The 12,338-nt window shown below is 66.4% G+C and carries 12 protein-coding genes; 7 read left to right on the forward strand and 5 right to left on the reverse strand.

The genetic code is table 11. The features are described from left to right. Positions 1–10: 10 nt before the first annotated feature. Positions 11–2,257 carry a molybdopterin-dependent oxidoreductase gene (locus tag SKC41_RS19220; protein ID WP_330979270.1) on the reverse strand — a complete coding sequence of 749 codons (2,247 nt, stop codon included), beginning with the start codon at positions 2,255–2,257 and terminating at the stop codon, positions 11–13. Positions 2,258–2,308: 51 nt separating this feature from the next. Next, a complete protein-coding gene (locus SKC41_RS19225; protein ID WP_330979271.1) occupies positions 2,309–2,734 on the reverse strand; it encodes a PPOX class F420-dependent oxidoreductase in 426 nt (141 codons plus the stop codon). A 193-nt stretch (positions 2,735–2,927) separates the two neighbouring features. Between SKC41_RS19225 and SKC41_RS19230 the strand changes: the two genes are divergently transcribed. The 3 genes from SKC41_RS19230 (at position 2,928) to SKC41_RS19240 (ending at position 4,706) form a co-directional block, all read left to right on the forward strand. Next, on the forward strand, positions 2,928–3,110 hold the full coding sequence (locus tag SKC41_RS19230) for a hypothetical protein (RefSeq protein WP_330979272.1): 183 nt from the start codon (positions 2,928–2,930) through the stop codon (positions 3,108–3,110). 64 nt (positions 3,111–3,174) lie between these two features. Continuing rightward, the gene (locus tag SKC41_RS19235; RefSeq protein WP_330979273.1) at positions 3,175–3,615 is read left to right on the forward strand and encodes a nuclear transport factor 2 family protein; all 441 of its coding nucleotides are present in this window, start codon (positions 3,175–3,177) and stop codon (positions 3,613–3,615) included. 212 nt (positions 3,616–3,827) lie between these two features. Beyond that, on the forward strand, positions 3,828–4,706 hold the full coding sequence (locus SKC41_RS19240) for an alpha/beta fold hydrolase (protein WP_442931710.1): 879 nt from the start codon (positions 3,828–3,830) through the stop codon (positions 4,704–4,706). 164 nt (positions 4,707–4,870) lie between these two features. Here SKC41_RS19240 and SKC41_RS19245 read toward each other — a convergent pair whose 3' ends face one another. From SKC41_RS19245 to SKC41_RS19255, 3 genes are all read right to left on the reverse strand, one after another. Beyond that, positions 4,871–5,356 carry a nuclear transport factor 2 family protein gene (locus tag SKC41_RS19245; protein WP_330979275.1) on the reverse strand — a complete coding sequence of 162 codons (486 nt, stop codon included), beginning with the start codon at positions 5,354–5,356 and terminating at the stop codon, positions 4,871–4,873. Between the two features lie 93 nt (positions 5,357–5,449). Then, positions 5,450–6,253, reverse strand: a complete 804-nt coding sequence (locus SKC41_RS19250; protein WP_330979276.1) for a mycofactocin-coupled SDR family oxidoreductase — start codon at positions 6,251–6,253, stop codon at positions 5,450–5,452. Then, positions 6,250–7,848 (reverse strand): flavin-containing monooxygenase, encoded by a 1,599-nt coding sequence (locus tag SKC41_RS19255; protein WP_330979277.1) that lies wholly within the window; start codon positions 7,846–7,848, stop codon positions 6,250–6,252. The genes SKC41_RS19250 and SKC41_RS19255 overlap by 4 nt, the downstream gene beginning before the upstream one ends. 187 nt (positions 7,849–8,035) lie before the next feature. On the opposite strand from SKC41_RS19255, the gene SKC41_RS19260 reads away from it, so the two are divergent. From SKC41_RS19260 to SKC41_RS19275, 4 genes are all read left to right on the forward strand, one after another. Beyond that, positions 8,036–9,220, forward strand: a complete 1,185-nt coding sequence (locus SKC41_RS19260) for an acyl-CoA dehydrogenase family protein (RefSeq protein ID WP_330979278.1) — start codon at positions 8,036–8,038, stop codon at positions 9,218–9,220. Positions 9,221–9,234: 14 nt separating this feature from the next. Then, positions 9,235–10,155 carry a biphenyl-2,3-diol 1,2-dioxygenase gene (bphC, locus tag SKC41_RS19265; RefSeq protein ID WP_330979279.1) on the forward strand — a complete coding sequence of 307 codons (921 nt, stop codon included), beginning with the start codon at positions 9,235–9,237 and terminating at the stop codon, positions 10,153–10,155. Beyond that, complete coding sequence (locus SKC41_RS19270) at positions 10,155–11,627, forward strand: FAD-dependent oxidoreductase (protein ID WP_330979280.1); 1,473 nt, start codon at positions 10,155–10,157, stop codon at positions 11,625–11,627. Before bphC ends, SKC41_RS19270 begins: the two co-directional genes overlap by 1 nt. A gap of 172 nt (positions 11,628–11,799) precedes the next feature. Beyond that, complete coding sequence (locus SKC41_RS19275; protein WP_330979281.1) at positions 11,800–12,240, forward strand: pyridoxamine 5'-phosphate oxidase family protein; 441 nt, start codon at positions 11,800–11,802, stop codon at positions 12,238–12,240. The last annotated feature ends 98 nt before the right edge of the window (positions 12,241–12,338 follow it).

The raw sequence follows: 12,338 nt of genomic DNA on the forward strand, positions 1-12,338 counted from the left end.
TTCGAGATCATCAGCCGGTCGGTGTGGCCTCGAAGCGGGCTTGATCCTCGAGGACGGTCACCGGTATCCCGTTGAGGGCGCCGTTACCGGATGGCTCGTCGACAAACGTCGGCAGGGAGAGCGCGTTGGTGTTGGCGCCCGGTGAGCTGTTGGCGACCGACATGCGCGTGCCCGGCTTGCCATGCCCCCAGCCGTGCGGCATCGACACGACACCGGGTTTGATCGCATCGGTGATCTCGACGGGCACTTTGATCTCGCCGGCCGCCGATTTCACCGTGACGATGTCGTTGTCGGACACGCCGCAGCGCGCCGCGTCGTCCGGGTGGATCAGCAGCGTGCACCTGTCCTTGCCCTTCATCAGTGCGGGCACGTTGTGCAGCCAGGTGTTGTTCGAGCGCAGGTGCCGACGGCTGACCAGCACCAACGGCTCGGCCGGCCGCTCCATCCGCGCTTCCAGCCGGGGCAGGTCGTCGAGCAGGTACTGCGGAGCCAGCCGGATCTTCTTGTCCGGGGTGCCCAGGATGTCGGGGAGCTGCGGCACCATCGGCCCGAAATCGATGCCGTTCGGATGGGCCTTGAGCAGGTCCAACGTCAGCCCGCCGGGGTTCTTGCCGTATTGATCCCCGAACGGGCCGGTTCGCAGCGTAAGGTCCAGCATCCGCTCGGGCCCGCCTTTCAAACCGGCTGCGTCGTACAGCTTGCGGATCTCGGCGCCGTCGACGCCACGGGTGAAGGCCAGGTAATCGAAGAAGCCGTCGTCGATCGCCGCGACGTCGACGTCCTCGGCCGGGGTGCCGGTGCACAGGCCGGTCAGCCGGATCAGGATCTCCCATTCGTGCGGCCGATCACCGGGATCGAACACCGGCGCCGAGTAGTTGGCGATGCTGTGGATCGCGAACAGCAGAATCAGGTCGTCGTGGTGGGGCTGCTCGAGCGGTGACAGCCCCGGCAGGATCACATCGGCGTGGCGGGTCGTCTCGTTGAGCCAGAGGTCGATGGAGATCATCGCCTCCAGCATCGGCAGCACTTCGTCGAGCTTGTCGCCGCCGGGCGTGGACAACACCGGGTTGCCCGCGACCGTGATCAGCGCCTTGAGTTGCCCGTCGCCCGGTGTGGCGATTTCCTCGGTCATGCAGGACACCGGGGCTTGCCCCAGCACCTCCTTGGCGCCGCGCACCCGCGTGTGCCAGCGGCCAAATTCCGGCAGGCCGCCCTCCAGGCCGGGCAGCGGCTGCGTAGTGATCGACCAGGCCGCCGGCTTGGGGAACATCGCGCCGCCGGGGGTGTCGAAATGGCCGGTCAAGATGTTGATCACATCGACCATCCAGCTGGCCAGACTGCCAAACTCCTGGTTGCACAAGCCAATTCGGCCATACACCACGGACTTCTCGGCGCCGGCGAGTTCGCGCGCCAATCGCCGGATGGTGTCGACGTCGATGCCGGTGACATCGCTGACCCGCTCGGGCGGCCAGTCCATGGCCACATCACGCATCGTGTCGACGCCATCGACGTGCGGGCCGGGATTCACCAGGTCCTCGGCAAACAGCGTGTGCGCGACCGCCAGCAGCAGCGCCGCGTCGGTGCCGGGCACGATCGGCAGCCACTCGTCAGCCTGCGCGGCGGTCTGCGTGCGCACCGGGTCGATCACGATCACCTTGCCGCGTTTGCGGATTCCGTCGATCAGGCCCATCACATCGGGCGCGGCCAGCAGTGAACCCTGCGACGCGGCGGGGTTGGCGCCCATGATGACCAGCAGGTCGGTGCGCTCGATGTCGGGCACGGGAAAGTTCCACCAGAGGCCGTACATCAGGTGTGACGACAGGTTCTTCGGCCATTGATCGACCGTCCCCGGCGAATACGTGACCGGCATCCCGGACATCCCCATCAGCACGCCGGCGTAGCGGGCCAGCGAGAACGAGTGCGCCAGCGGGTTGCCGGTGTAGGCGGTGACCGCACCGATCCCGTACTTCTCGATCACCGGCGTCAGCAGCTCGGTGCAGCGCCGAAACGCCGCATCCCAGCTGACCTCCTGCCAGGCCCCGTCGACCTTGATCATCGGGTTGCGGACGCGGTCCGGGTCGTGATGCACCGCGCCCAGCGACACGCCCTTCGGGCAGAGATGCCCACGGCTCCACACGTCGTCACGGTTGCCGCGAATGCTCGTGACCGCGCCTGATTTAACGTGAATCTCCAAGCCGCACATGGCTTCACACAGCGGACAGGTCCGAATATGTTTGCCGTCAGCTCCGGGCTTCATTCACCCACTGTATTGCGATACTCCGAGTAGCGGAAGTGGCAAAAGTTCAGCTCAGGCCACCCAGGGACCCATGCCGCCGACCTTCTCGATACGGATGCGGTTGAGGTATCCCGGCGGGGCGTCGTCCGGCGGGAACTTCACATCCGGACTTCCCAGGTGCGCGTCGAGTTCCCGGAGCAACTCCGGGGCGCCGCCCTCGACAATCCGCGCTGTCCCGGTGATCGATAGGTATGGCCGGGGCCGAATACCCTGGTCGTCTATCGCCACGATCGTGACGGCCACCCGCGGATCCTTGCGGATATTGCGCAGCTTCTTGTAGTCGGCCAGGTGGGCGCTGACCAGTTCGTCGCCGTCCGGCGTGGACTGCAAGGCGACCCAGACCAGGCTGACCTGGGGGCTGCCATCGGGATTGATGGTGATCAGGGTGGCGTCGACACCCTTGCCGATGAGCTTTCGTGCGGCGTCGTTGAGTTCCATGCGTTGTGATACGGCTTCGCGAGACGATTCATTCCCGTCATTCCCCTCACGACGTCGCAGGATGTAACCCGCGGCGCTATTCCTGGAGAGACATTTGAATTTGACAAGTTAGCTATGCATCGACGAGGCATCAGCCATAGCGTCATGTAAGACCGAACGACCTGCCCAGGAGCTAGGAGCCGGAGGCGCGGCCATGACCGATCAGCAGCCCCCGATGAACATCGAGTACCTCCGACGTGAAGTGCTCGCCCGGATAGACGCACACCCACTCGACGACTGGTCCCCCGCCCTATTGCGAGCCGTGATAGCCGTTTTCGACTTGAACGGCGTCATGCCCAAGCCGCTGCAGCGCTTCCAGCCTCGCATCGTCCAGTAGGCGCACGCGGCCGCCTGACTAAGGTGCTGTGGGAGTACCTGCGGTCGGGTGAGGAGTCACGGAGATGGAGATGTGGGAGTTGGTGGCCCGTGAGCAAATCCGTGACACCCTCGCCCGATACAACTGGTCGGGTGACGCCGGTCGGCTCGACGGGCTTGCCGAGACCTTCTGCGTCGACGGCGTTCTCGAAATTCGTGGGGGGAAGCCACTGCGTGGCCGATCCGAGATCGTCACGTTCCTCGGTGGTGTCACCGGCAGGCTCGCCGTCGAGGCGGACGTCAAGCCGGTCGTTCGGCACAACGTCGCCAACATCGTGTTCACTTCGTTGACTCCCGACGACGCGCGGGTGTCGTGCTACTTCACCGTCGTCACCCACATCGGGCTCGACCATTTCGGCCGCTATCGCGATGTTTTGGTGCCCGATGGCGGCACCTGGCTGATCAAGCACCGCAAGGTGTCGACGGATTGGGCGGCCGTCGGCTCCGCCATGGCCCGGCCTTCCTGAATCCTTGCGGCACAGTCGCTTTCGTTGTGCACCCTCGGTGTTGAGTGTGCACCGACGGTGTTGAGTGTGCACCCTCGGTGTTGAGTGTGCACCGAGGGCGGAAAATCGGCGAAATTCTCGCCCTGAGCGCGCACTCGACGCGGTGGGCGCGCACTCGCATCGATGCCGATCAGTGGAACACGCGATCATGCGCTGAGGCCTGACATGGCAGGGTGACATGCGTGGCCAATACCTCTGCAACGACAGTCGAGCGTGATCTGCGTGAAATCACCACCCCGAAGGGCGCTTTGCGCTACTACGACTGCGGCCCGGATTCCGGCCCGGTGCTGCTGTTCCTGCACGGCTCCGGCCCCGGGGTCACCGGCTGGCGCAACTTCCGCGGGATCCTCCCCACCTTTGCCGAGCACTTTCGCTGCCTAATCCTCGAATTCCCCGGCTTCGGGGTCACCGATGACTTCGGCGGTCACCCGATGGTCACGGCGTTCGGCGTGGTGTCGCCGTTCCTGGACGCACTCGGAGTCGAGAAGGCGCACATCGTCGGCAACTCGATGGGTGGCGGCGTCGGCATCAACTTCGCCATCGGAAATCCGGACCGCGTCGGCCGGCTGGTGACCATCGGCGGCATCGGCACCAACATCTTCAGTCCCAGCCCGAGCGAGGGCATCCGGCTGTTGCAGGAGTTCGTCGAGGACCCCACCCGGCAGCGGCTCGTCGACTGGCTGAAGTCGATGGTGTACGACCAGGCCCTGGTGACCGACGAACTCATCGAGGAGCGTTGGCAGCTGGCCACCGATCCCGTCACGCTGGACGCCGCGCGCCGGATGTACGGGAAGGCGGCGTTCTCCGCGATGAACTCCGCGATGGCCGCCTCGGACCGGCCCTTCCCGTGGGCGACGATGCACAAGCTGGCCGCCCCCACACTGCTGACGTGGGGCCGCGACGATCGGGTGAGTCCGCCCGATATGGCGCTGATACCGATGCGCACCATCCCCAACGCGGAGCTGCATGTCTTCCCGAACTCCGGGCACTGGGCCATGATCGAGGCCAAGGCAGCCTTCGAAAGTACGGTCCTGGGATTTTTGTCCCGCTAGCGGCGATCGCGAGGGCGGCGGAGCCGGGCGAAGCGGGTCACCGCCATACCACCTAGCGGCGATCGCGAGGGCGGCGGAGCCGGGCGAAGCGGGTCACCGCCATCCCACCTAGCGGCGATCGCGAGGGCGGCGGAGCCGGGCGAAGCGGGTCGCCGACATACCACCTAAGGCGCTCCGGCAAGGCCTTTCAGCAGCAAGGCGTGCGCGTCGGGATTGCCGTCGAGCACCCGGCTGGTGCGGGTGGTGATCTGCCACTGGTCGTCGATGCGGCGCAGCGCGAAATGGTGTGCGGTGGCGCGCCACACCCGGTAGGACCCCTTTGCCGAGCCTTCGCGGACAAGCACGAGGGACTCGCACACCGCCACTGCCTCGTCACCGGTGACCGTGACGACGCACGGCCCCAGGAAGTGCGAGCAACCCTTCTGCACCAATTTCTGGTGGGCGTCCGAGCTGATCATCGCGTGCACGTCGGCACGGCCTTCCATCCGCCAGCCGTCGACGTCGTACACGCCGTCGATCGCCCACAGCCGCGCGCTGGCATCCGGGTCGCCGGCGTCGACAGCCGGACCGTACGACGCGATCAACTGCCTGATGTCGCGGTCGTCTTCGAGCCGGCGCAGCCGGGCCGCCAATTCCGCCAGGTCCGTCATCGTCGTCTCCTCATCGCTGGGTGGCGCCCGCGTCGACGGGCAGGTGCTGTGTCGCGCCGGTGAGCAGCGCAACCTTGTCTGTGCGCCGTGGAGTCATGTCGCCTTCTGGGTCAGGCCGGCGTCGACGACAAGCTGGGTGCCGGTGATGTAGCGGCCCTGATCCGACGCCAGGAACACGACGGCGTTGGCGACGTCGACGGGCTCCACCCACGGGACCGGCAACAGGTTGCGCGCCTGCAGCACCTCGGCCGCGTCGGCCGCCGTCGGGTTGGGCAGATCGGGCCGCAGCTTGCGGTACATCGCCTCGTTGAGCACCATCGGTGTCGCGACCGGACCCGGGTGCACCGTGTTGACCCGGATGCCGCGCGGTCCCAGCTCGTTGGCCAGCGTGCGCGCCAGCCCGACGATCGCGTGCTTGCTGGCCGTGTAGTGCGCGGTGTTCGCGGTTCCCCGAAGGCCGTTGGTAGAGCTGATCAGCACGACGGATCCACCGTCGGCGCCGATGTGCGGCACGCCGGCTCTGACGGTGTGCCAGGCCCCGGAGAGATTGATGTCCAGCGTCTGTTTCCAGACCTGCGGGTCGAGTTCCCAGGTCGGGCCGCCCGGGAGGTGGACACCGGCGTTGGCGATGATGACGTCGAGGCGGCCCAGCGCAGCGACACCGCTGTCGATCGCCGACGTCACGGCCGCGAGGTCGCTCACATCCGCGATACCCGTGGCGCAGCGACGGCCTCTGCTTTCGACTTCGGTTGCGGTACGGGATAATTCGTCGGCAAGAGTGGCGACGTCGAGGGCGATCACGTCGGCACCCTCGTCGGCGAAGCGCTGACAGTGCACCCGCCCGGTACCTTTGCCGGCGCCGGTGACCACGACGACTTTGTCGAGTAGACCAGTCATCGCTTGATTAGATCGAACCCGCGGTAGCCGGCGTCGGCCACATCGGCGCAGATGTCGTTGTAGGTCGCGAATCCGCCGACGAACAGCATGAAGCCCGTGGGCTTCCCGGGCACGTTGGCGCCCATGTACCAGGAATTCGCCTTGGTGAACAACGTCGTCTCGGCACGCCGGGCGCATTCGGCGCCCCAGCCGTCCACGCTGTCCACGCCTGCTTCGATGCCCACATAGCCATGGCGGTCGAGGTAGGCGATCGCCTGCGCGACCCAGTCCACCTGCGCCTCCGCGTGCAGCACCATGTTCGCTAGCACGGCAGGAGCTCCGGGGCCCGAGATCAGGAACAGGTTGGGGAACCCGTCGACGCCCAGTCCGAGATACGTGCGCGGTCCGTGGACCCAGTCGTCGCGCAGCGTGGCACCGTCACGCCCGACGATGTCGATGCGCCCCAGCGCCCCGGTCATCGCATCGAAACCCGTTGCCAGCACGATCATGTCGAGGTCGTAATGCATGGCACCGGCGTTGATTCCCGCCGGGTCGATCGATTCGATCGGTGTGTCACGGACACTGATCAACGTCACGTTGGGCCGGTTGAATGTCTGAAAATAGTTGCTGTCGGTGCAGATTCGCTTGGTCCCGATCGGATGGTCGGTGGGGATCAACAGGTCGGCGACGGCCGGGTCATCGATGACCGCGCGGACCTTCTCCTCGTAGAATTTGCGGGCCTCCTCGTTGGCTTCCACGTCGGTCATCTGGTCGGGGAACGTCTTCGAGAACAGCACTCCGCCCAGCTGCCATCGTGTTTCGAACTTCGCGCGCCGCTCTTGCGGGGTGTATTCCATCGTCGGCTTCGCGGCGGTCAGGTGCGGAGACCCGCCGCCGCTGCGCCACGACAAGTCGCGTCGCTGCGCATAGCCTGCCTTGATCTCGTCGAGCTCGTCGGCGGACAGCGGTGCGTTGCGGGCCGGGACGCTGTAGTTGGGGGTGCGCTGGAAGACGTACAGGTGTGCGGCCTGCTCGGCGATGATCGGAATCGATTGGATGCCCGAGGATCCGGTGCCGATGACCGCCACCCGTTTCCCGGTGAAGTCCACGGCTTGCTGCGGCCAGTGCGCGGTGTGATGGGTCTGGCCCGCGAAGGTATCCAGCCCAGGGAAATTCGGTGTCATCGCGGCCGACAGGGGCCCCGTCGCCATCAGAGCGAACCGCGCCGAGATCGCCCGACCGGTGTCGGTCGTCAGCGTCCAGCGCAGCGTCGTCTCGTCGAGCACGGCGGAGACCACACAGGTGTCGAAAACGATGTCGCGGCGCAGGTCGAGTTTGTCGGCAACCCAGTTCAGGTATTCGAGGATCTCGGATTGGGTGGCGTACTTCTCGGTCCAGTTCCACTCCTGCTGGAGTTCATCGAAGAACGAGTAGCAGTAGTCGACGCTTTCGACGTCGCAGCGCGCGCCGGGATACCGGTTGTAGTACCAGGTCCCGCCGACCTCGGGGGCGGCCTCGAGCACCCGCACCGAGAGTCCCTGCGCGCGCAGCTTGTGCAGGGCATACAGGCCGGCGAACCCGGCGCCCACCACGGTGACGTCGACAGCATCATTCACAAGCAGCCACATTATTGGCCGGATCACCGACGGGCACCGGTCTTCCCGATGACCGGAAGCTCCGTTCGAGTCTTCCCGGCCATCGGGCACGCATGAACGGGTATTTGCGTCCGCTCATCGGGATTTCCTTTGGGACGGGCGAGGACTGCGGTAGACCATTACTTAGCCCACAACGTAAGGACACGATATGAGCGACCGGGTACTCGACCGGGTAGTGGCGATGGCGGACCAATTGCGCGACCAGGCCGCCGAAGCCGAACAAATCGGCCGGCTTACCGACGACACGGTCAAGCTGATGAAGGCAGCCGGCCTGATCCGGCTCCTGCAGACCAAGCAGTACCAGGGCTTCGAGGTCCACCCCCGCGAGTTCGCCGAGACGACGATGGCCACGGCGGCGCTGGATCCGGCGGCCGGCTGGATCGTCGGCGTGGTGGGCGTGCACCCCTACCAGTTGGCGTACGCGGACCCCAGGGTCGCCGCCGAGATCTGGGCCGACGATGTCGACACCTGGATGGCTTCCCCGTACGCGCCGCAAGGTGTGGCCAAACCCGTCGACGGCGGGTACCTCTTCAGCGGCCGCTGGCAGTTCAGCTCGGGCACCGACCACTGCGACTGGATCATCCTGGGCGCGATGCGCGGTGACGAAAAGGGCATTCCGCTGATGCCGCCGCAGATGCTGCACATGATCCTGCCGCGCAAGGACTACGAGATCGTCGAGGATTCGTGGAATGTGGTAGGGCTGCGGGGAACCGGGTCCAAGGACGTGATCGTCAAGGACGCGTTCGTGCCGAGCTACCGCACGATGGATGCCACCAAGGTGATGGACGGCACCGCCCAGCGCGAGGCCGGGATGACCGAGCCGCTGTATCTGATGCCGTGGTCGACGATGTTCCCGCTGGGCATCTCGTCGGCGACGATCGGCATCGCCGAGGGCGCACTCGCCGCGCACCTGGACTATCAGCGCGAGCGCGTCGGCGCCACCGGAACCGCGATCAAGGACGACCCGTACGTCATGCACGCGATCGGCGAGGCCGCCGCCGATATCAACGCCGCGCGCCAGGAACTGCTGACCAACGCCGACCGCATCTACGACATGGTCGCGGCCGGCAAGGAGGTGTCGTTCGCCGACCGCGCGGCCGGACGCCGGACACAGGTGCGCGCGGTGTGGCGCGCGGTGTCGGCCGTCGACGAGATCTTCGCCCGCTCGGGCGGCAACGCGGCCCGCATGGACAAACCGCTGCAACGGTACTGGCGTGACGTCCACGTCGGCCAGATGCATGCCATCCATGTCCCCGGCACCACCTATCACGCGGCGGCGCTGAGTTCGTTGGGCGTCGAACCGCCCGAGGGCCCGCTGCGAGCGTTGATCTGAGCGAAGGGGCAGCCGTGAGCGAACTAAAAAGCCTTGGCTATATTACGATCTCGACCAACGACATCGACCGCTGGCGCCGCTTCGCCTTCGGGGTCCTGGGTTTCGCCGAGGGCTCCCCTAGTATGCGCGGCCCCGACGAGGACGCGCTCTATCTGCGGATGGATGAGCGCGCGGCCCGGTTGATCGTGGTGCCGGGCGAGACCGATCGGGTGCTCACCATCGGCTGGGAGGTACGCGACCACCCGGCGCTGCAGCGGATCAAGGCCACGCTCGACGGGGCCGGGGTGCCGTTCAAACAGCTGTCGGTCGAGGAGGCCGAGGCCCGCCGGGTCGAAGAGGTGATCACCTTCGACGACCCGGCCGGCACCACGCTCGAGGTGTTCCACGGCGCGGTACTCGATCACAGCCCGGTCGTCACTCCGTTCGGCGCACGATTCGTCACCGGCGACCAGGGGATGGGCCATGTCGTGGTGCCGGCCACGGATCCGGGCGGTGTGTCCGACTTCTACACCGAGGTGCTGGGTTTCCGGTCGCGCGGCGCGTTCCGGGTGCCGTTGCCGAAAGAGTTCGGCCCGGTGCGGGTTCGGTTCCTCGGCATCAACGAACGTCATCACAGCCTGGCGATCGTCCCGGCCGCGCATATGCGAGACCCGCGCCTGGTGCACATCATGGTCGAGGTCGACACCCTCGATGCGGTGGGCCAGGCGCTGGACCGGGTCAACGCCGAGGGCTTCCAGTTGTCGTCGACGCTCGGCCGCCACACCAACGACAAGATGATCTCCTTCTACGTCCGGGCACCCGGCGATTGGGACATCGAATTCGGCACCGACGGCATGCGAGTCGACGAAACCTATTACACCGCAGAGGAAATCACGGCCGACAGCTACTGGGGCCACCAGTGGGTCGGCGAAATGCCCGCGGCGATGCGGCTGTGATGTCCAAGACACCTGACACCGACGTCACGCCGATCCCGGCGTCGTCGATCACCGCGTGGGATCACGAGGCCGACGTCGTCATCGCCGGTTACGGTGTCGCCGGTGCGGCGGCCGCGGTCGAAGCATCGCGCTCCGGCGCCGACGTCCTGGTGCTGGAGCGCACCGGTTCGTGGGGCGGCGCGGCGGCGATGGCCGGCGGATTCATCTATCTCGGCGGCGGCACGCCCCTGCAAAAGGCTTGCGGCTTCACCGATTCCGTCGAAAACATGCAAGCGTTCCTCAACGTGGCGATGGGACCGGGTGCCGACGAGAACCGGATCGCCGATTACTGCGCCGGCAGCGTCGCCCATTTCGAATGGCTGGTTGGCTGCGGCGTCCCGTTCAAGGCGGAGTTCTTCTCCGAGCCCGGCTGGGAGCCGATGGGCGATCAGGGCCTGATGTACAGCGGCGGCGAAAACTCCTACCCGTTCAACACCATCGCCTCCCCCGCCCCGCGCGGCCACGTCCCGCAGATGCAGAACAAGAAACAGGGCGAAGCCAGCGCCGGCTACATGCTGATGAAGCCGCTCGTCGAAACCGCCACCGCGGCGGGCGCACGCGCACTCTACGACGTGCGGGTGCGGTGTCTGATCGTCGAGTCCGACGGCCGGGTGGTCGGGATCCGGGCCCGTCAATACGGCACCGAGTTGACGATTCGGGCGCGCACCGGCGTCGTGCTGGCCACGGGTAGCTTCGCCTACAACGACGCGATGGTGGCCCGCTTCGCGCCGCGCATCGCCGGCCGTCCGGCCGCGTCGATTGAGCAGCACGACGGCCAGGCGATCCGGATGGCGCAGGCGCTGGGCGCCGATCTGGCGCACATGGATGCCACCGAGGTCGCGATCTTCATCGACCCCCAGCAGCTGGTCCGCGGGATCCTGGTCAACGGCCGCGGTCAGCGCTATGTCGCCGAGGACACCTACCCGGGCCGCGTCGGGCAGCTCACGCTCTACCACCAGGACAACATCGCCTATCTGATCATCGACAACGATGCCCAGGAAGAGGCGATGGCGTCGTGGTCGCCCAAGTTCATGCTGCGGGAAGCGACCTGGGTCGCCGACAGCGTGGCGGACCTGGAGCGCGACATCGGCCTAGCGCCCGGTTCGTTGCAGGCGACTGTCGCGGCTTACAACGAGGGCGCCGCGCGCGGTGAGGATCCGTTGCTGCACAAGAAGCCGGAGTGGATCAAGCCGATCGGCACCCCGGTCGGCGCGATCGACCTGCGCGAGAACACCGGCGGATTCACCCTGGGCGGGCTGGCCACCACGCTGGATGCCGAGGTGCTGCACGTCAGCGGCGAGCCGATCCCGGGGCTGTTCGCCGCGGGCCGTTCCACCGCCGGCCTGGCCGCCTGGGGCTATGCCAGCGGCGTCTCGCTCGGTGACGGCAGCTTCTACGGACGCCGCGCCGGACGGTCGGCCGCCAAGGGCTGACGTTCGATCCCCGGGCAAACGGTCCCGGCGTCTCGCCACCCTCGGCGCACACCCAAAGCCATGTCGACACACTCAATCGCCGTCGGGTAGTGGGTCAGTGTGAATGACGTGGGTTCGCGGTGGGGTCATATGGCCCTAGGTGCTCAGGCACTTACAACAGATGCTTAAGGGTATGAGCGACTACGACGGCGGACTGGGCTTAGGGCAGCACGCCGCAGGCGCTCAGCGGTTAGACACTGCCGAGGCGATGCGGTTGCTGGCCAGCGTCAGCTACGGGCGGGTCTTCTTCACTCTCAACGCGCTTCCGGCGATCCGCCCGGTCAATCATCTGCTCGACCGGGGCCGGATAATCATTCGCACCCGTCTGACGGCGTCGATCTCCGCTGCCGTGCGATCCAGCGAAGGCGTCGTCGTCGCCTATGAAGCCGACAGTATCGACCCCCAGACTCGGACGGGCTGGAGTGTCGTCGTCACCGGACACGCGTATACCATCACCGATCCCGACCAGGTCTCGCGCTACGAGCAACTACTCCGCCCATGGGTCAACCACGCCGACAGGGCCGTAGCCATCGAGCCGGGCGTCATCACCGGTCTACGCATCGCGCCAAACTGACCCACTACCCGCCGGCGGCATTCTGTGACAGCGGCCACATCTGTGTGATACAAATGGATATTCCTAATAGGAATATAGCAGCCAGACACACATGGAGG

The sequence above is a fragment of the Mycobacterium sp. 050128 genome (assembly GCF_036409155.1).
In the GTDB taxonomy this organism is placed as follows: domain Bacteria; phylum Actinomycetota; class Actinomycetes; order Mycobacteriales; family Mycobacteriaceae; genus Mycobacterium.

Bases quoted from the DNA above. Each gene is read 5' to 3' on its own strand.
- SKC41_RS19220 (WP_330979270.1), bottom strand. From the start codon at position 2,257: ATGAAGCCCGGAGCTGACGGCAAACATATTCGGACCTGTCCGCTGTGT.
- SKC41_RS19245 (WP_330979275.1), bottom strand. From the start codon at position 5,356: ATGACGGACCTGGCGGAATTGGCGGCCCGGCTGCGCCGGCTCGAAGAC.
- SKC41_RS19275 (WP_330979281.1), top strand. From the start codon at position 11,800: ATGAGCGACTACGACGGCGGACTGGGCTTAGGGCAGCACGCCGCAGGC.
- SKC41_RS19225 (WP_330979271.1), bottom strand. From the start codon at position 2,734: ATGGAACTCAACGACGCCGCACGAAAGCTCATCGGCAAGGGTGTCGAC.
- SKC41_RS19235 (WP_330979273.1), top strand. From the start codon at position 3,175: ATGGAGATGTGGGAGTTGGTGGCCCGTGAGCAAATCCGTGACACCCTC.
- SKC41_RS19270 (WP_330979280.1), top strand. From the start codon at position 10,155: ATGTCCAAGACACCTGACACCGACGTCACGCCGATCCCGGCGTCGTCG.
- SKC41_RS19260 (WP_330979278.1), top strand. From the start codon at position 8,036: ATGAGCGACCGGGTACTCGACCGGGTAGTGGCGATGGCGGACCAATTG.
- SKC41_RS19250 (WP_330979276.1), bottom strand. From the start codon at position 6,253: ATGACTGGTCTACTCGACAAAGTCGTCGTGGTCACCGGCGCCGGCAAA.
- SKC41_RS19230 (WP_330979272.1), top strand. From the start codon at position 2,928: ATGACCGATCAGCAGCCCCCGATGAACATCGAGTACCTCCGACGTGAA.